Source organism: Collinsella sp. TF08-11AT, assembly GCF_003437035.1.
Lineage (GTDB): Bacteria > Actinomycetota > Coriobacteriia > Coriobacteriales > Coriobacteriaceae > Collinsella.
Genome location: NZ_QSRL01000004.1, coordinates 95250 through 116116, shown reverse-complemented (window position 1 = coordinate 116116; position 20867 = coordinate 95250). Strand labels below are relative to the sequence as shown.

General features: G+C 61.2%; 22 protein-coding genes. 21 read left to right on the top strand and 1 reads right to left on the bottom strand.

What is annotated here, in order from left to right:
* The first annotated feature begins 46 nt into the window (after window positions 1-46).
* The 14 genes from DXC79_RS04370 to rsfS all read left to right on the top strand — a co-directional run bounded on the left by DXC79_RS04370 (window position 47) and on the right by rsfS (window position 13709).
* A complete protein-coding gene (locus tag DXC79_RS04370; RefSeq protein ID WP_006236061.1) occupies window positions 47-1078 on the top strand; it encodes a rod shape-determining protein in 1032 nt (343 codons plus the stop codon).
* Between the two features lie 78 nt (window positions 1079-1156).
* On the top strand, window positions 1157-2098 hold the full coding sequence (gene mreC / locus DXC79_RS04365; RefSeq protein ID WP_117635285.1) for a rod shape-determining protein MreC: 942 nt from the start codon (window positions 1157-1159) through the stop codon (window positions 2096-2098).
* Window positions 2099-2110: 12 nt separating this feature from the next.
* Entirely contained in the window at window positions 2111-2677 is a 567-nt protein-coding gene (locus DXC79_RS04360) for a hypothetical protein (RefSeq protein ID WP_117635284.1), read from the top strand.
* Between the two features lie 13 nt (window positions 2678-2690).
* A complete protein-coding gene (gene mrdA / locus DXC79_RS04355; protein WP_117635283.1) occupies window positions 2691-4760 on the top strand; it encodes a penicillin-binding protein 2 in 2070 nt (689 codons plus the stop codon).
* A gap of 9 nt (window positions 4761-4769) precedes the next feature.
* The gene (locus DXC79_RS04350) at window positions 4770-5996 is read left to right on the top strand and encodes an FtsW/RodA/SpoVE family cell cycle protein (RefSeq protein ID WP_055249988.1); all 1227 of its coding nucleotides are present in this window, start codon (window positions 4770-4772) and stop codon (window positions 5994-5996) included.
* Window positions 5997-6014: 18 nt separating this feature from the next.
* Window positions 6015-6944, top strand: coding sequence for a YcjF family protein (locus DXC79_RS04345; RefSeq protein ID WP_117635282.1), 930 nt, complete (start codon window positions 6015-6017; stop codon window positions 6942-6944).
* Between the two features lie 9 nt (window positions 6945-6953).
* Entirely contained in the window at window positions 6954-8831 is a 1878-nt protein-coding gene (locus tag DXC79_RS04340; protein WP_117635281.1) for a TIGR03960 family B12-binding radical SAM protein, read from the top strand.
* Window positions 8828-9640, top strand: a complete 813-nt coding sequence (locus tag DXC79_RS04335) for a TIGR03936 family radical SAM-associated protein (RefSeq protein ID WP_117635280.1) — start codon at window positions 8828-8830, stop codon at window positions 9638-9640. The genes DXC79_RS04340 and DXC79_RS04335 overlap by 4 nt, the downstream gene beginning before the upstream one ends.
* 67 nt (window positions 9641-9707) lie before the next feature.
* Window positions 9708-10082 (top strand): 50S ribosomal protein L21, encoded by a 375-nt coding sequence (rplU, locus tag DXC79_RS04330; protein WP_035138585.1) that lies wholly within the window; start codon window positions 9708-9710, stop codon window positions 10080-10082.
* Between the two features lie 33 nt (window positions 10083-10115).
* Window positions 10116-10373, top strand: a complete 258-nt coding sequence (gene rpmA / locus DXC79_RS04325) for a 50S ribosomal protein L27 (protein WP_006236075.1) — start codon at window positions 10116-10118, stop codon at window positions 10371-10373.
* A gap of 84 nt (window positions 10374-10457) precedes the next feature.
* Window positions 10458-11924: a GTPase ObgE gene (obgE, locus tag DXC79_RS04320; RefSeq protein ID WP_192934567.1), complete on the top strand. Its 1467-nt coding sequence runs from the start codon at window positions 10458-10460 to the stop codon at window positions 11922-11924.
* Between the two features lie 3 nt (window positions 11925-11927).
* Window positions 11928-12605 carry a nicotinate-nucleotide adenylyltransferase gene (gene nadD / locus DXC79_RS04315; RefSeq protein WP_117635278.1) on the top strand — a complete coding sequence of 226 codons (678 nt, stop codon included), beginning with the start codon at window positions 11928-11930 and terminating at the stop codon, window positions 12603-12605.
* A gap of 86 nt (window positions 12606-12691) precedes the next feature.
* Window positions 12692-13225, top strand: a complete 534-nt coding sequence (gene yqeK, locus DXC79_RS04310; protein ID WP_192924102.1) for a bis(5'-nucleosyl)-tetraphosphatase (symmetrical) YqeK — start codon at window positions 12692-12694, stop codon at window positions 13223-13225.
* 28 nt (window positions 13226-13253) lie between these two features.
* Complete coding sequence (gene rsfS, locus DXC79_RS04305; protein ID WP_006236081.1) at window positions 13254-13709, top strand: ribosome silencing factor; 456 nt, start codon at window positions 13254-13256, stop codon at window positions 13707-13709.
* Window positions 13710-13807: 98 nt separating this feature from the next.
* Here rsfS and dinB read toward each other — a convergent pair whose 3' ends face one another.
* Complete coding sequence (dinB, locus tag DXC79_RS04300; protein ID WP_199408641.1) at window positions 13808-15061, bottom strand: DNA polymerase IV; 1254 nt, start codon at window positions 15059-15061, stop codon at window positions 13808-13810.
* A 201-nt stretch (window positions 15062-15262) separates the two neighbouring features.
* Here dinB and rpsP point away from each other — a divergent pair, with 201 nt between their 5' ends.
* From rpsP to glyS, 7 genes are read left to right on the top strand one after another with little or no spacing between them, the layout of a single operon-like run.
* On the top strand, window positions 15263-15604 hold the full coding sequence (rpsP, locus tag DXC79_RS04295; protein WP_022094749.1) for a 30S ribosomal protein S16: 342 nt from the start codon (window positions 15263-15265) through the stop codon (window positions 15602-15604).
* A gap of 42 nt (window positions 15605-15646) precedes the next feature.
* Complete coding sequence (locus DXC79_RS04290; RefSeq protein ID WP_171021534.1) at window positions 15647-15892, top strand: KH domain-containing protein; 246 nt, start codon at window positions 15647-15649, stop codon at window positions 15890-15892.
* A gap of 34 nt (window positions 15893-15926) precedes the next feature.
* On the top strand, window positions 15927-16418 hold the full coding sequence (rimM, locus tag DXC79_RS04285) for a ribosome maturation factor RimM (RefSeq protein ID WP_233502995.1): 492 nt from the start codon (window positions 15927-15929) through the stop codon (window positions 16416-16418).
* Between the two features lie 10 nt (window positions 16419-16428).
* Entirely contained in the window at window positions 16429-17175 is a 747-nt protein-coding gene (gene trmD, locus DXC79_RS04280) for a tRNA (guanosine(37)-N1)-methyltransferase TrmD (protein ID WP_099431823.1), read from the top strand.
* 1 nt (window position 17176) lies between these two features.
* Window positions 17177-17785 (top strand): signal peptidase I, encoded by a 609-nt coding sequence (lepB, locus tag DXC79_RS04275; protein ID WP_233502993.1) that lies wholly within the window; start codon window positions 17177-17179, stop codon window positions 17783-17785.
* Window positions 17786-17844: 59 nt separating this feature from the next.
* On the top strand, window positions 17845-18756 hold the full coding sequence (locus DXC79_RS04270; protein WP_006236091.1) for a glycine--tRNA ligase subunit alpha: 912 nt from the start codon (window positions 17845-17847) through the stop codon (window positions 18754-18756).
* Window positions 18757-18759: 3 nt separating this feature from the next.
* Entirely contained in the window at window positions 18760-20856 is a 2097-nt protein-coding gene (glyS, locus tag DXC79_RS04265) for a glycine--tRNA ligase subunit beta (RefSeq protein WP_117635274.1), read from the top strand.
* The last annotated feature ends 11 nt before the right edge of the window (window positions 20857-20867 follow it).

Sequence of the window (20867 nt, the reverse complement as noted above, 5' to 3'; positions counted from 1 at the left end):
TTTCCAGCAATCATCCAACACATCAGGAGTTGCGTTGTTTTCTTTGATGGATATGTTCTTCGGTAGCTATGCGGGCGATCTTGCCATCGACCTCGGCACCGCCAATACGCTTGTCTCCGTGCGCGGCAAGGGCATCGTCATTCGCGAGCCCTCTGTTGTCGCCATCGACAAGAACGACGAGCGCATCTTGGCGGTCGGTATCGAGGCAAAGCGCATGCTCGGCCGTACGCCCGGCAACATCGTGGCCGTTCGTCCCCTGAAGGACGGCGTCATCGCCGACTTCGATGTTACCGAGGCCATGCTTCGCTACTTTATCGACAAGGCGTCCGAGAAGCGCTATCCGTGGACTCCGCGTCCGCGTGTTGTCGTCTGCGTTCCCTCCGGTGTCACGTCGGTCGAGAAGCGCGCTGTCTTTGAGGCCACGATCCAGGCCGGTGCCCGCCAGGCCTATCTGATCGAAGAGCCCATGGCGGCTGCCATCGGCGCCGACCTGCCCGTCGAGGAACCCACCGGCTCCATGGTCATCGACATCGGTGGCGGTACCACCGAGGTTGCCGTTATCGCTATGGGCGGCATCGTCGTCTCGCAGTCCATCCGTATTGCCGGCGACGAGTTCGATCAGGCCATCCTCACGCACGTTCGTGATGCCTACAACCTGGCCATCGGCGAGCGTACGGCAGAGGACATCAAGATCAAGGTCGGCTCCGCCGTGCCGCTCAAGGATGAGCTCGACGTCGAGGTCAACGGCCGCGACGTGATCACCGGTCTGCCCAAGACCGTGCGCATCGAGAGCGAGGAGATTCGTCGCGCACTCAACAAGCCGCTCGACGAGATGGCCAAGGCCGTCAAGGACGCACTCGACGCCACGCCTCCCGATCTTGCCTCGGACCTTATGTACTATGGCATTTTGCTGACCGGTGGCGGCGCGCTGCTGCGCGGTCTCGATGTGCGCCTGCGCGATGAGACCGGCGTTTCGGTCAACGTCAGCCCCACGGCGCTCGATAACGTTGTTAACGGCTGTGCCCGCGTGCTCGAGGCCAATGCGTTTGATGGCGGCTTCGTCCAGACCAATGCTTAATTTCCAAAAGGTGGATTCCATTTGGCACGATCTTCGGGTTTCTCCACAAATCTGAATACCAAGCGACAATCAACGGGTATGCGCCCGTTGATTGTTTTCAGCCTGATTTCGGTGTTGCTGCTCACGTTTTACATCCGGGAGGGCGAGGCAGGACCGATTCATGCCGTGCGCTCGGGCGTGACGACGATTACCTCGCCGGTGCGCTTTGTGGGCTCGGCTGTGGCGGCTCCCTTCAATGCGATCGGAAACGTGTTCTCTAACCTTACGGCGTCGCAGGACACGCTTGACGAGCTTAAGAAGCAAAACGAGGAACTGACCTCTAAGGTTGCCGAGCTCTCCGAGGCTCAAAAGACCGCCGAGCGACTGGAGGGGCTGGTCGGCCTGCAGTCGACCTACAACCTCAAATCAACCGCAGCTCGTATCGTCGGCGCTTCGGGCGATGCCTGGACCTCGACCGTCACCATCGATAAGGGTTCTGCCGACGGTCTTACCATCAACATGCCTGTGACGAGTTCTGCCGGTGTCATAGGCCAGATTATCGAGGTCTCGGCCAAGACGTCCACCGTGCGCCTGATTGGCGATGAGAACTCGGGCGTGTCCGCTATGGTGCAGGACACGCGCGCCCAGGGCATGCTGCAGGGTCAGGCTGACGGCACGCTGCGTCTTGAGTACGTGAGCGTCGATTCCGACGTTAAGGTTGGCGACATCATCGTGACCTCGGGCATTGGCGGTGTGTTCCCCAAGGGTCTACCGCTCGGCACCGTCTCGTCTGTTGAGAAATCGGCTAACGACGTGTACTACACCATTGTGGTGCGCGCCCAGACGACGGCCGAGAACAACGAGGAAGTGCTGGTCATCACCTCGCTGACCGACGAACAGTCGGCCTCGGATGAGGACGTGAGCACCGCTAATAGCACGCCGCAGGGAACGTCGCGCGATGCTGCGACCAAGACGAAGGACGAGAGCTCGGATGACGGTTCCGACACGTCCGAGACGACCGATTCCGGCTCGAGCGAATAGGGGGGCATGTCCATGGATCTACACGAGCAGGGGATGAGCTCCCGTACGTTTGTAATCGCCGCCATCGTGTGCGTGCTGCTGCAGGCAGGCCTGGCACCGCAGATCTCCATTGCGGGCGGTCGCGTCAACTTTATGATTATCCTGGTGTGCATAAGCGTGTTCTCGGGCGACCCGACCCGTGCCGTCGTGTGCGGTTTTTGCAGCGGCTTGTTCTATGACCTTTCCGCTGCCGTGCCGGTGGGCGTTATGTCGCTCCTGCTGACCGTGGGTTCTTTTGCCCTGGTGCATAGCGCCGCCGGTCAGACGGGCGGTACCCCGAGTGCGCGCGGCATCACTGTGGGTGCCTTCGCGCTCGTCATTAATGTGATCTACAGCATCATCTTGCTGTTTATGGGTTTGGAGACGAGCTTTGTCGTGGCGATCTTCGGCCATGCGCTGCCGTCTTCGATCCTGACGGGTTTGGTTGCCATTCCGTTTTTGATGTCCGGCGTCGTGCCGCAGTCCGGTTATGGATTCTCCGCACGTGGCGGACGCCAGACGGGCATGCGCTTTAAGCCCAAGACCCGTAAGCTCAAATAGGGGAGGCTCGTAGATGTCTTCCCAGATGACGGTTATTATCGCCGGTATCGTGCTGGTTGTGGCCATCGTGGTCGCGCTGGTCATCATGCGTCGCGGCGATTCCCGTTTTACCTACGATACGCAGCATGGAACGGCCCCGCGCGCCACCGAGGGCGAGGGCAATACCGCGGCGACCGCCTTTAAGGGCCGCTTCTCCATCCTCACCACGGGTGTGGGCGCGATGTTCGCGGCGCTTGCCGTCAAGCTGTGGGGCATGCAGATGGTCTCGTCGGACTATTACGAAAAGCAGGCTAATAGCAATCAGACGCGCACCGTTACCACACCCGCTGTGCGCGGCCGCATCCTCGACCGCAATGGCGTGGCACTTGTCCAGAACCGTCCCTCACTTGCTGTCGTGGCCTACCGCGACCTTGCCGAGGATGAGGTTCTGGTTCGCCATCTTGCCAACGTGCTCGGTATGCCCTACGTGGCGGTTCTGCGCAATATTCAGGACAATTCCGAGGGCGCTCAGAGCCTGCATACCATCGCGACGGACGTCCGTCGCTCCACGGTTGCCTATATTCAGGAGCACGCCGGCGAGTTCCCGGGCGTCAAGATTGCCGAGCGTACCGAGCGCCAGTATCCATATGGCGAGACGGCATGCCATATCTTGGGCTATACCGGCACCATTACCTCCGAGCAGCTCGAGGCCCAGAATAAGAAAACCTCTGGCGATGATGATGCTTCTGCTGGCAAGATTACGTACCAGTCGGGCGATATCGTGGGCCAGGCGGGTGTTGAGAGCTACTACGAAAACCTGCTGCAGGGTATTCGTGGCGAGCAGACCGTCAAGGTCGATGCCTCGGGCAATGTGACCGGTCAGGCCGGCGCCGTGCCCGCCAAGGCCGGCTCCGACATTAAGCTCACGCTCGACCTCAAGATCCAACAGGCCTGTGAGACGGCGCTGGCGAGCGCCATCGAGCTTGCCAAGACCACCGGCTACAGCAATGCCGGCAACGGCGCTGTGGTGTGCCTCGATCCCAACAATGGTGAGATCCTGGGCATGGCGAGCGAGCCCAAGTTCGATCCGTCCGTCTTTATCGGCGGCGTCTCAAATGACGTGTGGACCGAGCTCAATGATGACAAGGGTTCACACCCGCTGCTCAACCGCGCCATTAGCGGACAGTACATGTCGGCCTCGACCATCAAGCCGCTCTCGGCACTGGCCGGTCTTGAGTTTGGAACCTACACTTCAACGCAGACAACCAACTGCACGGGCTATTGGACGGGCTTGGGCAAGGCTTGGGGCAAGCGCTGCTGGCTGACGTCTGGACACGGCACCATGACGCTGCAGTCGGGTATTGCCAACTCGTGCGACCCCGTCTTCTACGATATGGGCAAGGCGTTCTTTTATGACGAGCAACATTCCGAGGGCCTGCAGGAGGTCTTTCGTCGCTGGGGCCTAGGCAAGACCTGCGGTATCGATTTGCCGAGTGAGGGCGCGGGCCGTATTCCCGATGCCGAGTGGAAAGAGTCGTACTTTACCGACGCCTCTGCCGAGGACCGCAAGTGGAATGCCGGCGATATGACCAACATTGCCATCGGCCAGGGCGACATTTTGGTGACGCCTTTGCAGATGGCATGCGCCTACATGGGCCTTGCCAACGGCGGTAAGCAGTACGTGCCTCACGTGTTTTTGTCTGCCGTGTCGCGCGATGGCGACGGCGATGCCTATAAGTACAACGGCAAAGGCAAGAAGAAGCGCCTGGAGGCCAAGATCAACAGCGATTCGGATTTGGCTCTTGTTCGCAACGGCATGCACGACGTGATTTACACGGCATCGACGTCCCTGGCGGCTCACTTTGGCACCCTGACGCCGCAGGTATACGGCAAGTCGGGCACGGGCGAGAAAAGCGGCGAGGACGAATACGCGTGGTTCTGCGCCTATGCGCCGGCCGATGATCCCAAGTATGTCATCGCTACTGTCCTGGAGCAGGGCGGCGGTGGCTCAGATACCGCGATGCATGTCGTGCGCGACGTGCTCGGCGCGATTTATGACGAGCCCGATACCTCTTCGGCCTCGGGCGATTCTTCGGTTCGATAGGAGGTTGCGATGGATTTTTCTCCGGCGGATCTGTTCCGTTCAACCAAGACCGGCTCTCGCAGCAGCCTGGACCGCGTCAACAAGCAACTTTCGGCCTCGCGCGGTACGTTTCGCCAAAAGGTGCATATCGGTGTGCTGCTGGCTACCGTCGCGCTCGTTGCCTATGGCGCCATCATTATTTGGTCGGCGTCACAGTTTAAGGCCGACGCCTCATTCTCGCGCCACCTGCTGGGCATTGGCATTGGCGCGGTGCTTGCGGTGCTCGTCTGGCGTACCGATCTGCGCGGCATCTCTAACTTCTCGACGGCGCTGCTCGTCATTGACCTTATTGTGATCTTCTCGCCCAAGATTCCGGGCCTGTCCTATACGGGCGGTCTGGGCATGACGGGCTGGATCAAGATTCCCGGTATCGGCTTGACATTCCAGCCGGTTGAGCTTGCCAAGCTCATCACCATCTTCTTTATCGCCACGCTTGGCTCGCAGTATAACGGCCGCATCGATACCGTTCGCGACTACGTCAAGCTCTGCGGCATGCTGTCCATTCCGTTTTTGGCCGTCGTCGCCATGGGCGACCTGGGCTCGGGCCTGGTCGTGCTGGTCTCGGGCGCCATCGTCATCTGCATGAGCGGTGCACGCCGCGAATGGGTGCTGTCGACCCTGGCCCTGCTCGTGGGCCTGGTGGCCCTCGTCCTGGCGCTCGATTCGGTCTTTGATTCGTTGCTCGGCCACGATGTGCTCATCAAGCAGTATCAGATGAACCGTCTGACGGTCTTTATCGACCCCGATAATGCCGATTCGGACGATGCCTACAACCTGCAGCAGTCGCTTATCGCCGTTGGCTCGGGCGGCTTCTTTGGTAAGGGTTTGGGCCATGCGACGCAGTCGGCCGGCGGCTTTCTGCCCGAGTTCCACACCGACTTCGTCTTCGCCTTCCTGTCCGAGACCTTTGGCTTTTGCGGTTCCTTTTTGCTCCTGTGCCTCTACGTGCTGCTGATCTTTTCGACGATTCGCGTCGCCTTTAAGTGTGAGTCGCTGTTCTTGCGCCTATCGTGTGTGGGCATCGTTGGCATGTGGGCGTTCCAGACCTTCGAAAACATCGGCATGTGCATCGGCATGATGCCGATTACCGGTATTCCGCTACCGTTTATTAGCTTCGGTTCGTCTTCGATGATGATTCAGCTGCTGACGGTGGGTATCGTACAATCCATATGGCGGCATCGTTCGGGCGCCGCGTAACCGCTGGAGGGGTTTGCTATGAAAATTCCCGTAGATAAGCTGACCCGCGCTTTTAAGATGGGCGCGTCCGTTAAGAAGGATTCCGATACGCCGGTGCGCGTCTCGGTCTATTTGGATTCGTCCGCCTCGCGCTTTCTGGCCGAGACGGTGCGTGACGCCTTTGTACCGCAGACGACCTCGGGCATTGTGCGCGTCGAGCGTCTGGGGGAGGAGCGAATTGCTCCAAAGACCGATACCGATGTGGTGCTGGTGCTCTCGTGCGGCTCCGACCGCTTGGAGAGTGCCGTGCAGGAGCTCGTGATCGCCGGCGCCCCCGTGTGCGTGCTTGCCGAGTCTGCTGTGGAGGTGCCGTTTATCGAGGAGTCCACGCCTATGCTCGGCGTGGTGGCGGCAACCGATAAGACGTATCTGCTCGAGACGCTTGCCCGCTGGATTCTCGATCGCACCGAAAAGGAAACGGCTTTTGCGGCGAACTTTGCCTTTATGCGCATCGCGGCGGCCAATCGTATCATCACCTCGTGTGCGCTCACCAATATGGCGACCGGTGCGCTGGTGTTTTTGCCGGGTGCCGATTATCCCGTTATGGCGCTGGCGCAGGTGGGCATGCTCTTTGAGCTCGCTGCCGTCTTTGGACGCGGCATTAAGCCTGAGCGCGGCTATGAGGTCGCGGGCGTGCTTGCCGGCGGTCTTGTGATCCGCGCGGTCACCCGCGCACTCGTCAAGCAGACGCCGCATATTGGGTTTGCCGTCAAGGCGCTCACTGCTGCCGCGGGCACCTATGGCATGGGCCGTGCGCTCGTTTCGCTTTACGAGTGCGATGTCGACTACAGCCGTGCCAACGAGGTGGTCACTGCCACGTTCTCCCGCGTTCGCGATCTGGTGACCACGGTCGCGGGTGCTACCCGTCCTATGGCGTCCTACCAAGACGCATCCGATCTCGCTGCTTAGGGGTTTCTTTTGCGCGTTCCATACCAAGACTGTTTTCATCTGATCGAGCCGTTGCTCGCCAAGGTCGAAAAGCCGAGTCGCTATATCGACCACGAGTGGGGCACGCTCTCAAAGGCCGATGCCGACTATCGCTGCTGCATGATCTATCCGGACGTGTATGAGGTCGGTCTGCCCAACCAGGGCATCGCCATTCTCTACAACATCCTTAATCAGGCCGAGGGCATTTCCTGCGAGCGCGGCTACGTGCCGTGGCCCGATATGGGCGATGCCATGCGCGAGGCGGGGATTCCGCTGCTGTCGCTCGAGGGCGCAGCGCCCGTGGCCTCGTTCGACATCGTCGGCATGCACGTGCCGCACGAGATGGCCGTGACGAACTTCCTCGAAGCGCTCGATCTCGCTGGCATTCCGCTGTTGGCTGTCGACCGTACCGAGGACGATCCCATCATCGTCGCCGGTGGCCCCTCGGTGTATAACCCCGAGCCGTACGCGGCATTCTTCGATGCCATCCTCATTGGCGAGGGCGAGGAGTCGCTGCTCGAGATCTGCCAGCTGCATCGCCGCTTGCGCGACGAGGGCGTCTCGCGCGCTCAGATTGTCGAGCAGCTCGCGACGGTCGCCGGCACCTATGTGCCATCCCTGTATGAGGTGCGTCATGACGAGCCCTGCTCGCCGCATGGCTACACCGTGCCGCGCGAGGGCAAGGACGTCCCGCCGGTAGTCTACAAGCGCGTCGTCGAGGACTTTGGTGCCACCAATCCGCTTTCTCAGTCGTGCGTGCCGTATGCGCAGCTCGTCCACGATCGCCTGTCTATCGAGATCTTGCGTGGCTGCGCCCGCGGCTGCCGTTTTTGCCAGGCAGGCATGACGTATCGCCCGGTACGCGAGCGCTCGGCCGACCAGATCGTGTCATCGGTGATCCAGGGCCTGGAAAAGACCGGCTATGACGAGGTGTCGCTTACCTCGCTTTCGACGACCGACCACTCCTGCATCCGCGATGTGCTCGGTCGCCTTAACCGCCGTCTGGAAGACACGGGCATTCGCGTGTCCATTCCCTCGCAGCGCCTGGATTCGTTTGGCGTGGATATGGCCGAGTCGGTCGCCGGCGAAAAGAAGGGCGGCCTGACGTTCGCGCCCGAGGCCGGCAGCCAGCGCATGCGCGACATCATTAACAAGAACGTGACCGAGGAGGACCTGGACCGTGCGGCCAAGGCGGCCTTCGAGGCCGGCTGGAACCGCATGAAGCTCTACTTTATGATGGGCCTTCCCGGCGAGCGCGACGAGGACATCGTGGCCATCGCCAATCTGGCCGATCACGTGCTGGAGCTCGGTCGTTCCGTGGTGCCCAAGGCTCGTCGCGGCTCGATCTCGGTGTCGATCTCGGTTTCGGTCTTTATCCCCAAGGCTGCCACGCCGTTCCAGTGGTGCCCGCAACTCGATTACGACGACGTCAAGCGTCGCCAGAAGCTGCTTATCACGAGCGTTCGCAACCGTGCCGTCCGCGTGCATTACCACGATGCCGAGACCTCGCTCATCGAGGCCGCGCTGTCCCGCGCCGGTCGTGACATGACGCCCGTCATCATCGATGCCTGGCGTGCCGGCTCGCGTTTTGACGCCTGGGTGGAGCATTTCTCGCTCGATAACTGGAAGGAGGCTGCTGCCAAAAACGGAGTCGACCTCAATGAGCTCGTGCACCTGCCCTACGAGTTGGACTGGCGTCTGCCGTGGGAGCATGTGAGCCCCGGCTGCACGCGCGGCTTCCTCGAGCGCGAGTACCGTCGCTCGCTCGAGGGTGTCACGACTCCCGACTGCACCCGCACGTCGTGCACCGGCTGCGGAATCTGCCCCACGCTCCACGCCAAGAATGTATTGATGGGTGATCGCGCATGAGTGAGCGCCTGACCGACAACCCCACGCTCTTTAGACTTCGTGTTCGCTATGGCAAGCGCGATCGCCTTAAGTACCTGGGCCATCTCGAAGTAATCCATACCATTGAGCGCATCGTGCGCCGTGCGGGGCTTCCCTATGCCGTCACGCAGGGCTTCTCTCCGCACATGCGCGTGGGCTTCTCTTCGGCGCTACCGGTGGGTACGTCGTCGACCTGCGAGTGGTATGACCTGTTTATGACCGAGTTCGTGGCGCTCGACGAGGCGTTTGGGCGCCTGGCTGCGGCGTCTCCGGCCGATCTGGCGCCCATCGAGGCGGCGTACATCGACGTGCGCACGCCGGCGTTGACGGCGCAACTCACGCGTCTGTCGTATCGCATCGACCTGCACTTGGATCCCGAGGCGCCCGTAAGCGCCGACGAGGTGCGTCGTGCGATCGACACGCTGCGCGCGGACCATGGCATCGACTACGCGCGCGGCAAAAAGAGCAAGCGCTTGGATTTGGATCACACGCTCGTGGGCTATGAGCTCACGGCGGGGGAGCGTCCGGACCATCTGGTGCTCATGCTCGACACCCATGCCGACAACGAGGGCTCTATGCGTCCGGAGATTTTGCTTTCAGCTGCTGATGTTTTGTTGCAGGGCTTGACCCCGGGCGTCGATGCACCTATTGTTTCCACCGGTATGCAAGACCTCGTGACCATCTGCTCCTACGATGTCGAGCGTCAGAATCAAGCATGCGAGGACGACGAGAGCCGACTCGTCAGCCCCATACCTGTGCGAACTTGTGGATTTGCTCCACATACTCGTTGACGGGGGTATTATCGCCTGCTACTATATTCGGCTGTTGCACTAACTGATGCATGAAGGGCAAGTAAACATGTACGCAATCGTTAACACGGGCGGCAAGCAGTACAAGGTCGCCACCGACGATGTCATCACCGTCGAGAAGATCGAGGGCAATGAGGGCGACAAGGTCACCCTGCCGGTCATCTTCCTCAACGATGGTAAGAAGATCGTCACCGATCCCGACAAGCTGGCCAAGGCCAAGGTTACCGCTCAGATCGTTGAGCAGTTCAAGGGCGAGAAGCAGCTGGTCTTCAAGTTCCACAAGCGCAAGCGCTATCGTCGTCTGAAGGGTCACCGTCAGCAGCTCACCAAGCTGAAGATCGTGAAGGTTCAGGCTACCTCCCGCGCCAAGAAGGCTGTCAAGGCAGAGGCTGAGGCTGTCGCCGAGGCTCCCGTCGCCGAGTAGATTACACTCGTAACGAAAGAGTAGGTATACACAATGGCACACAAAAAAGGACTCGGTTCCTCCCGTAATGGCCGTGACTCCCGCGGTCAGCGCCTTGGCACGAAGCGCTATGCCGGCCAGACGGTAACCACGGGCACGATTCTCGTCCGTCAGCACGGCACGCACATCCACCCGGGTGAGAACGTTGGCCGTGGCAAGGACGACACGCTGTTCGCGCTGGTCGACGGTACCGTTGAGTTCCACAAGGGTATCAAGCACAGGGTCAGCGTACGCCCGCTCGCGAACGCGTAATTCACCCTTCATAGAGCACATATGTGGGAGGCACTTGAGTTTTAGGATTCAAGGGTCTCCCTCTTTTTGTAGGAGGCGATTCTGTTGTCACAGTTCACCGATATCAGCCGCATTAACGTGTGCGGCGGCGACGGCGGAGCCGGATGCATGTCGTTTAGGCGCGAGGCATTTGTCCCCAAGGGCGGCCCCGATGGCGGCGACGGCGGTCGTGGCGGCAATGTCGTCATCCAGGCCGATGCTCAGCTGTCTTCGTTGATCGATTACCGCTTTAAGCATCACTTCCGCGCCGAACGCGGCACGCACGGGCAGGGTGCCCGTCGTAACGGCAAGAGCGGCGAGGACCTGATCCTGAAGGTTCCCATGGGCACCGTGGTGCGCGAGCTCGACCCCGAGACGCAGACCCCGATGTTCGAGATTGCCGATCTGGTGCACGATGGCGAGCGCGTTGTCGTGGCGCCCGGCGGTGCCGGTGGCCTGGGCAACACGCACTTTGTGACGTCGGTGCGCCGCGCGCCCGCGTTCGCTCAGCTGGGCGAACCGGCCGAGGAGCACTGGATTGAGCTTGAGATGAAGCTTATGGCCGATGCCGCACTCGTGGGCTTCCCCTCGGTGGGCAAGTCCTCGCTTATCGCGCGCATGAGTGCCGCCCGTCCCAAGATCGCCGACTATCCGTTTACAACGCTCGTGCCGAACCTCGGCATGGTGCGTGCCGGTGAGTATTCTTACGTCGTTGCCGACGTTCCTGGTTTGATCGAGGGCGCAAGCGAGGGCAAGGGCCTGGGCCATCAGTTCCTGCGCCACATTGAGCGCACGGCGCTCATCATGCATGTCGTTGACATGACGGGCGGGTTTGAGGATCGCGACCCGGTTGAGGATTACCGTATCATCAACCGTGAGCTCGAGCAGTATGGCGCCGAGCTTTCGGAGCGTCCGCAGATCGTCGTCGCCAACAAGTGCGATGCGCCGGGCACGGCCGACAAGATTGCCGACCTCAAGCGTGCGGCACTCGACGACGGCCATATGTTCTTTGCCGTGTCCGCCGTGACGGGTGCCGGTCTCAATACGCTGATGCTTGCCGTAGGCGAGCAGGTGGCTAAGCTTCGCGCCGAGCTGGCGGTCTCCGATGAGCCTGTCGATCTTCGCGACGAGGAGTGGGAGCGCCGCCGTCTGCAGCGCGAGAAGCGGTTCCGCATTGTCCAGGAAGAGCCCGGTGCCTTCCGCGTGGTCGGTCGTGCCATCGAGCGCATGGTCATCCAGACCGACTGGGAAAACGAGGAAGCCGTCATCTACCTGCAGCATAAGTTTGCGCGTATGGGTGTTGACGACGCGCTCGAGAAGGCCGGTTGCCGTGCGGGCGACGAGGTCCGCATTTGCCAGCGCGCCTTTGACTTTGAGGGCGCTGAGGACTTCTCGGAGTACGAGGAGCTCGAGGACGCTGGCGAGGACGTTGCCGTTGAGGCCATTGACGTGGCCGATGCTGCGGATGAGGGCGTCGAGGCTATCGATGCGGCGGATGCCGCGGACGATGCCGAGACCTCGGAGGGCGAGTAAGCCATGTCGCTGCGCGGTGGAATCGGTTTGCCCGAGCTTCCCATAAAAGAGGGCAAGGAGTTTCGGCTTGGCATTATGGGCGGCACATTCGACCCGATTCATTACGGGCACCTGGTGACTGCCGAGCAGGCGCGCGAGTCGCTCGACTTGGACGCTGTGCTCTTTATGCCGGCGGGCTCTCCCGCCTTTAAGCTTGACAAGCCGGTTACGCCTGCCGAGGACCGTTATGCCATGACGGTCCTCGCCACCGCCGCGAACCCGGCCTTTTTGGCGAGTCGGTTCGAGATTGACCGTCCGGGTGTAACCTATACGGCCGATACGCTTCATGCCCTTCGCGATTTTTACCCGCCGCAGGTAAAGCTCTACTTTATTACGGGCGCCGATGCGATTATCGATATTGTGACCTGGCATGATGCCGAACGAATCGCTGAGTTTGCTACCTTTATTGCGGCGACGCGACCGGGCTTTGATATCGATACGGCGCGTGCCCGAATCAAAGAGTCGGGGCTGCCGTTCGACGTGCGCTATATTCAGATTCCGGCGCTGGCGATCAGCTCGACGAACATTCGTAAGCGAGTTGCCCGCGGCATGAGCGTGCGCTATCTTACGAGCGAGTCCGTGCTCGGCTACATTCGCAAGCGCAGGCTATATGCCGATTTGGGCCAAGAAGATTTTGAGTGATGGGGGCTACGTTGTCGGTAGAGGATCAGTTTGAGGGCGATGAGCGCGCGCTGCTCAAGCGCATTCAAGAGCTGCTCGATGTTCGCATGAAAGATAAGCGCAAGCGCTATGTGCATTCGCTGGGTGTTGCCGAGACCGCACTTCATCTGGCCGAGGTCTACGGCGTTGACCGCTTTGATGCGGCTGCCGCCGGCTTAATTCACGACTGGGACAAGGTTCTTTCCGATGACGAGCTCGTGGCCCGCGCGCTTCACTATGGCATCAAGGTTGCCGGCTCTCCTTCCGCCGCGACGCCGCTTTTGCATGGCCCTGTTGCCGCCTATGAGCTTCCGCAGCTTTTTCCCGAGCTGTCACCGGCCGTTTTCCAGGCTGTCGACCGTCACACCGTGGGTGCCTGCGACATGACGCCGCTCGATATGGTGGTCTTTGTGGCAGATGCCATCGAGCCCAACCGTCACGGCGACTATGCCCATGCGCTGCGCAAGATGGTGGGGGAGTCGACGCTCGATGAGTTGTTCTTCTCCTGTTTTGCGCAGGGTCTGGTCTATGTGATCCAGTCCGGGCGCTATCTTTATCCCACGGCTATTACGATTTACAACCATTACGCCCAGCTGCGCTAGCTCGGGTGTGTCTAGAAAGAGGTATTCCATGGCCGACGAGACCATGACTGACGAGCAGATTCTTGAAGGTGTGGAGCACAAGAGTTTCGTTGCCACGTCCGACCGCACCGCCGCCTCGCTGTCCGCGAGCGGTGTCGCCGCCGAGGATGTCGCCCGCGCCGCCGCGCAGGCCGCCTACGACAAGAAGGGCGAGGACGTGCAGGTGCTCGACCTGACCGAGCTTTCCGACGTGTGCGACTACTTTGTGCTTGCCACCGGTACCAACAACCGCCAGGTCGATTCGATTGTCGACGAGATCGAGGAGAAGGTTGCCGAGGCTTGCGGCGAGCATCCGTTCTCCATCGAGGGCCGCGAGCAGAAGACCTGGATGCTCATGGACTACGGCTCGGTTGTCGTCCACGTCTTCACTCCCGAAGCCCGCGACTTTTACCGCCTAGAAAAGCTCTGGGGTGACGCCCCCCAGCTCCCCCTCGACCTCCTCTAGTGGCTCATTTGATATGGGGCTTTTAGCTAGCCTCGCGCATTTCGCCGGGCAGTTGCGGTTTTCCGCACCTGCCCGGCTTTCTATTTTTACAAAGGCGGTTAATCATTGAAGCGGGATTGGCGGCCGAAAGATAGGGCGGTGTCGCCGAACTTGTCTCGGACGGCATCGATCGCGACTGAGAGGTCGCGACGGTCGCTTGATTGGGCTCCGCGGTCGTCGACTTCGCAGAACAGGTCGGTCTGGATGCCGCCCTGATGGTCAAAGTCGCTCATCCCGATACCCGCCAGACGCACATGCATGCCTTCCTGCCAGATGTTGTCGAGCAGTTCGAGTGCAACCGCCACGAAGATATTCTCATCGTCGGTCGGATGAGGCAGCCGGCGCTGTGCCGTACGCCCGCTGCCATACGAATACTTGAGCTTGAGCGTCACCGTGGCGCCCGTCAGTCCCTGACGGCGCAGGCGGCGTCCCACTGACTCGCCCAGCAGCGCAATCGCCGCTTCGATGTCCCCGCGCTCAGTCAAATCTTTCGCAAAGGTGCGCTCATTGCTCACCGATTTAACCTCACGCTCTTCATCGAGACTTGTGACTTCGGAGATTTCGAGTCCCAGCGCACGCTGGCGCATGCGTTCGCCGTTGACGCCAAAAATTGCAGCTAGCGTGGATTCCGGCGCGCGTGACAGCTCGCCGAGCGTGTAGATGCGCATACGGCGCAGTCGCTCCTCGGCCGAGCGCCCGATGCCGCTCATGGCAGATACCGGCAGCGCGGCCAAAAAGCGCTGCTCGGTTCCGGGGCGCACAATCGTCAATCCAAACGGCTTGTCACGCTCGCTTGCGATCTTTGCGACCGTCTTGTTGCAGCCCACACCAATGGAGCACGTCACTCCCAGCGCTGCCACGCGGTCGCTTATACGTCGTGCTACCAGTAGCGGGTCTTCGGGCGCAAAGCGACCCGGTGTGATATCGATAAAGGCTTCGTCGATGGATACGCGCTCAACGCGCGGCGTCTCCTCGGCAAGAATCGCCATGACCTGCGCGCTCACCTCGCGGTAGCGATCAAAGTGCCCGTGCGTCCAAATGGCTTGCGGGCACAAGCGCCGCGCCTCGGCCGAGGCCATGGCAGAGCGCACGCCAAAGCGACGTGCCTCATACGAACACGTGGACACGACGCCACGCGAATCGGCGTCTCCGCCCACGATGAGCGGCTTTCCGCGCCATTCGGGATGATCGAGCATCTCCACGCTCGCAAAAAACGCATCGAGGTCCATGAGGCCCACCGCCGGACCCGTCCAGGGCGGCGGCGTGACGCCCATGGCATCCTCATAACCGTATGTATGTTCGCGTCTTTCCATGTCATGAGTATACCGCGCAGCTCATGTGGGGTGCGTGTATGTGCTTGCAAATCCCGAATTCTTGTCTAAGATATGGATTTGCCCTCGACTACACCGAAGAAGTTGGTCTCACGGACTTCACCTGCCCGCGTCGATGGCGTATTATGTTCAACTGTTTGTTTGTAGTTGCAGCCTAAAGCTGCTTGGTTGGAGGAGTTTCCTTTGGCAGTCAAGATTCGCCTTGCTCGTCACGGCGCTAAGAAGCGTCCGTACTACCGTGTCGTCGTCGCCGATTCCCGCGCCCCGCGTGACGGTCGTATCATCGAGGAGGTTGGCCGCTACAACCCGATGACCGCCCCCAAGACCATCAACCTCGACCTCGAGAAGATCGCCGACTGGCAGTCCAAGGGCGCTCAGCTCACCGACGCCGTCGCCGCTCTGGTCAAGGCCGCCAACGAGGGCGAGAAGACCGAGACCGTCGTCAAGAAGTCCAAGAAGCAGCTCGCCAAAGAGGCCGAGGCCGCTAAGGCTGCCGCTGAGGCCGCTGAGGGCGCCGAGGAGTAAATCGTGCCTGAGGTTGACGCTGCACAGCTCGAGGGTGAGGCAATGCTCTCAGATCGCATCGCCGATCTCGTCGAATATCTCGTTGTTCAGATCGTCGACGACCCGGATTCCGTGAGCCTTGAGGTCATTGATGGTGATGACGCCTCTACGATTGAGGTTTCTGTCGCCGAGGATGACGTCGCTAAGGTCATCGGCCGTCGTGGCCGTACCATCAAGGCCATTCGCACGCTCGCCCGTGCACTGGCCGCTCGCCTCGACACTGCTGTCGAGGTAGAGGTTCTGGGCTAGGACCTTGAGGTCCCAGTACAAAAATATCGCCCGTGTGGTCAAGCCGCACGGAAGGAAGGGGGAGGTCCTCGCGCAGCCGCTGCGGGGGCTTCCTTCTGTATTAGGGCCGGGTATGCGCGTCGCCCTGACGCCGCCGGCGCTCAAGCGCGACCGCTTTTGCACGGTTGTGTCCGTCACCGATACGGGCGATGGCGATCTGGTCTCGTTTGAGGGCATTGACGACTTGACGGCCGCCGAGGGCATCACGGGATGCTATGTGTTGGCAAATCGTGACGATTTTGAGCTCGATTCACTCGACGCCGCCTATACCGACCTGATGGGTCGCGAGGTGGTCGACGAGCGCTTCGGTTCGCTCGGCACGATCGTCGAGATCATGTCGACGCCCGCTAACGATGTTTGGGTTGTCGAGGGTGATCGGTACGGCGAGGTACTGATTCCCGTGATCGAGCAGGTTGTGCTCGATCTTCCCGACACAGGAACAATTTCCGTCCACGTTATGGACGGCCTGATCGATATGGACAAGTAGGGAGGACAACATGCTGATTGAGACCCTTTCGGTCTTTCCCGAGATGTTTGAGCCCGTCATGTCCACATCGATTTTGGGCCGCGCCCGCAAGGCCGGCCTTTTTGATTTTAAGGCGTATAACCTGCGCGACTGGACGCACGACCGCCATCGTACCGTCGATGACGAGCCGTACGGCGGCGGGCAGGGCATGCTCATGAAGGTCGAGCCTATCGCCGAGGCCATCGAGGCCATTAGCGCGGAGGGCCCCAAGCCGACGGTGGTGTTCTTCACCCCGTGCGGCGAGCCTTTTACGCAGCATGTGGCCGAGCGCCTGCTCAAAAGCGAGCGCCTGCTGTTTGTGTGCAGCCGTTACGAAGGTGTCGACGAGCGTGCCTATGCGTATGCCGACGAGCGCCTGTCGATCGGCGATTACGTGCTCACGGGCGGCGAGCTTCCCGCTATGGTCGTTGCCGATGCCGTCGTACGCCTGATCCCCGGCGCCCTTGGTGACGAGATGAGCAACGTCGACGAGTCGTTCTCGACCGCCGAGGACGGAGGCCTGCTCGAGTATGCGCAGTACACCCGCCCTGCCGAATTCAACGGCGAGGGCGTGCCGCCGGTGCTCGTGAGCGGTGACCATGCCAAGGTTGACGCCTGGCGCCGTAAGAATGCCATCGAGCGCACCTGCCGCTGGCGTCCCGACCTGATCGAGACGGCGCGGCTTACGCCCCAGGAGCGCGCATACGCGCAAGATTTGCTTTCCGGAAGGGGTGAATAGAATGGTGGATGATAAAGGGCGTCAGCGGGTTCACCTCGAACATGATTTTGGCGAAAGGTCCGTTTTCACTTTACGTGGTGCTCTGGAGTGGGTTTTAGTCATTCTTATCGCGCTCGCCGCCACCTTCTTGATCCGCACCTTTGTGGTCGAGCCCTTTGTGGTGCCCACCGGCTCCATGGAGGACACGATCGAGATCGGCGATCAGATTCTGGCGCAGAAGGTGACGCTCGAACTCGGACAGCCCGTCAAACAGGGCGATATCGTGGTGTTTCACAACCCCGATGCCACATCCGAGCATGACGTGCTGGTAAAGCGCGTCATCGCCACGGCCGGCCAGACGGTCGACCTTCAGGACGGCAAGGTCGTCGTCGACGGCCAGGCGCTCGATGAGGACTATACGACCGGTATGAGCTGGCCGCTTTCGGTCCAGGCGCCCGCCGCCCAGGTGAGCTATCCCTACACCGTCCCCGATGACTGTGTGTGGGTGATGGGCGACAATCGAGAGAACTCTGCCGACTCACGCTACTTTGGTCCCGTCGATCGCTCCGATTTGATCGCTGTGGCGCTTGTGCGCTACTGGCCACTCAACCGCATCGGCGCTATCGATTAAAAACCGCTATAGTACAGTACCTAACCGTGTATTCGTTTCGACGAGGGGATATTAGAGGCATGAACGCTTCATCGCTTTCCTTCCAAGACATCATCCTGCGCCTCCAGCAGTACTGGGGCGAGCAGGGCTGCGTCATTATGCAGCCCTATGACTCCGAGGTCGGTGCCGGTACCTTCCATACCGCGACCACACTGCGCTCGCTCGGTCCCGCCGAGTGGCGCACCTGCTATGCTCAGCCTTGCCGCCGTCCCGCCGACGGCCGCTACGGCGAGAACCCCAACCGCATGCAGCACTACTATCAGTTCCAGGTGCTCATCAAGCCCTCGCCGGTTAACGCCCAGGAGCTCTACCTGGGTTCGCTGGCCGCCATTGGCCTGGACCCCAACGACCATGACGTCCGCTTTGTCGAGGACGACTGGGAGAGCCCGACGCTGGGCGCCTGGGGCCTTGGCTGGGAGGTCTGGCTCAACGGCATGGAGGTCACGCAGTTTACGTACTTCCAGCAGGTGGGCGGCATCGAGGTCGATCCCGTGCCCGTCGAGATCACCTATGGCCTGGAGCGTATCGCCATGTACGCCCAGGGTGTCAACTCCGTCTACGATCTGGTGTGGAGCTACCTGCCCGACGGCACGCCCATGACCTATGGTGACGTGTTCCTCGAGAACGAGCGCGAGTTCAGTGCCTATAACTTTGAGGTCGCCAACGTCGAGATGATGCGTCAGAAGTTTGACGACTACGAGGCCGAGTGCCACTCCTGCCTGGAGCGCAAACTGCCGCTGCCGGCGTACGACTGCGTCATGAAGTGCAGCCATGCCTTCAACCTGCTCGATGCCCGTGGCGCCCTGTCCGCGGTCGAGCGTGCCAACTACATCCTGCGCGTCCGCGCCGTTGCCAAGGCGTGCTGCGAGGCCTACATGGCCGAGGTCGCCGGAGTCAACGAGAATGCCGATCAGGAAGGCGAGGTGGCGTAAGCCATGGCAGACGCTAAGGATTTCCTGTTTGAGATCGGTACGGAGGAAATGCCCTCTGCACCGCTGAACAATGCCGTCAAGCAGCTTGGCACCATGATCGCCAAGGGTCTCGACGAGGCCGGTCTGGCTCATGGCGAGGTCCGTGTGATCTCGAGCCCGCGTCGCCTGGCTGCGCTCGTTGCCGACGTCGCCACCGCGACCGATGAGGTTCACGAGGTCAAGCGTGGCCCCGCGGCCAACATTGCCTTCGACGCTGACGGTAACGCCACCAAGGCCGCCCAGGGCTTCGCTCGCAAGTGCGGTGTGGCTGCCGAGGATCTGGTCCGTCGCGAGGACACCGACGGTCGCGAGTATGTGTTCGCCGAGAAGAACATTCCCTCCGCACCGGCTACGCCGATTCTGACCGCTCTGTGCGAGAAGACCATCGCCGGCCTGCAGTGGCCCAACTACCGCTCCCAGCGCTGGGGTCACGAGCATGCGACCTTTGTTCGTCCGGTCCGTTGGATCTGCTGTCTTTTGGGCGAGGATGTTGTGCCCATGTCGTTTGCCGATGTGACGAGTGGCAACACCACGCGTGGTCATCGCGTACTTGGCCCTGGTGACCATGTGGTTGCCAGCCCCGCCGTCTACGAGCAGGTGCTCGAGGATGCCGGTGTGCTTTCTGCCGAGCGCCGTCGTGAGGCCATCCTTGCCGGTATCGCCGAGGTCGAGGCTGCTCGCCCCGGCTGCCACGTCGATACGCCTAAGAAGGTCTTTGAGGAGGTCATCAACCTCTGCGAGTGGCCGACGGTGCTCGTCGGTACCTTCGATGAGGAGTTCCTCAAGGTCCCGCACGAGATCATCTGCGAGTCCATGCTCACCAACCAGCGCTACTTCCCGATCTATGACGGCGAGGGCAAGCTCACGCGTGAGTTCGTGGTCGTCTCCAACAGCAAGCCCGAGAACGCCGAGCGCGTGATCGACGGCAACGAGCGCGTCGTGCGCGCCCGTCTGGACGACGCAAAGTTCTTCTACGAGGAGGACCTGAAGATCTCCCTCGACGAGTTCCGTGAGCGTCTTGCCAAGGTTGCCTTCCAGGAGAAGCTCGGTAGCGTGCTCGCCAAGTCCGAGCGCATCGAGCAGCTCGCGCTCGCTATCGCCCGCGAGGCTCACCTGGGCGCCCATCTGGCTGCCGATGCCGCTCGCGCCGCGCATCTGTGCAAGGCCGACCTGGTGTCCAACGCCGTCGTCGAGTTCACGAGCCAGCAGGGCGTGATGGGAGGTTACTACGCCACCGCGATGGGGGAGAACGACGAGGTCGCCCACGCCATTCGCGATCATTATCGTCCCCGCTTTGCCGGCGACGAGCTGCCCGAGGGCACCGCTGGCTGCATCGTGGCCTGCGCCGACAAGCTCGATACCATCGCCGGTATCTTTGCCATCGGCGAGCCCCCGACCGGCTCCTCCGACCCCTACGCGCTGCGTCGTGCCGCTATCGGCATCATCAACATCCAGCGCGACCGTCTGCCGATCGACCCCACGTCGCTCATCGACTTCGCCCTCGAGCTCTACAGTGAGCAGGGCATTGAGTTCGACACCGCCGAGGTCGCCCAGCAGGTTCGCGACTTCTTCCACGGCCGCCTGGTGAGCATGGCCCGCGACGAGAAGATTCCGGCCGATACCGTCGCCGCCGTCTCCGCGGTGCACATCATCGCCCCGTCCGTCTTCTTCGCCCGCTGCGCCGCCCTCGACGAGGCCCGCAAGAACGACGCTGAGACCTTCGACAACCTGGCGACCGCCTATGCCCGCGCCGCGCACATCTCCAAGCCCGAGCTGGGTGCTGAGTACGACCGCGCCCTGATGGGCGAGGTTGAGCTTGCGCTTGCCGACGCCTCCGAGGCCGCTCAGACCGCCGTCGATGCTGCTCTCGCTGCCGAGGATTACCCGGCAGCATTTGCCGCCCTCGCCGCCCTGCGTGCCCCCATCGACCGTTTCTTCGACGAGGTTATGGTCATGGACAAGAACGAGCAGCTCCGCGATAATCGCCTTAAGCTGCTCAACCGCTTCGAGGCCGTTTTCTCCGGCATCGCCAACATTGGTGAGCTTGCCCGCAAAAAGTAAGCTAGCCTGCG